The organism is Vibrio sp. 704 (genome assembly GCF_033339295.1).
On record NZ_JAWOUH010000630.1, the window covers coordinates 1 to 619 of the forward strand.

Below are 619 nucleotides of genomic sequence, written 5' to 3' on the forward strand. Positions count from 1 at the left end.
TCGGTATCGCGGCATTTGGTTGGTTGTATCACATCAAAAACAGCTTGGAGTTTGGTGGCTGGAAGCAAAGCGCAATTGGCATTATTGCCGTCCTCGGTTTGTTCGCCTCCGCGCAACCAGCACTGAATTATTGGTTTGGCAATCACGAAACCCAAGCACAGCAAACAACGGTTAGCTTTACTCGCATTGCTAATGTGGCCGAGCTTGAAGAGCAACTGGCGCTGGCGAAAGCAGCAGGTAAACCTGTCATGCTCGACTTCTACGCCGACTGGTGTGTAGCGTGTAAAGAGTTTGAGAAGTACACCTTCCACGATCCAAAAGTCGAAGCCAAGCTGCAAGACTTTGTGTTGCTGCAAGCGGATGTCACCAAAAACCAAGTGCAAGATATTGAGCTACTCAAACACATGAACGTGCTGGGTTTGCCGACCATCGAATTCTGGGATGCGAAAGGCGAACACGTTTCAAACGCTCGTTTAACTGGCTTTATGCAAGCCGAGCCTTTCTTAGAGCACATCAATCGATTCTGATATCACATCATTCAAACGCCAGCGATTTTCGCTGGCGTTTTTTGTTGCACAGATTTGAATGAGAAAAATGCGGCTATATGCAATTTTCCTAA

The 619-nt window shown here is 47.2% G+C and carries 1 protein-coding gene; it reads left to right on the forward strand.

Annotation, left to right across the window (positions count from 1 at the left end; all coding sequences use genetic code 11):
- Window positions 1–527: thioredoxin family protein (locus R7R24_RS28180; RefSeq protein ID WP_318120374.1), on the forward strand; the 527-nt coding region annotated here is incomplete at its 5' end.
- Window positions 528–619 lie beyond the last annotated feature (92 nt).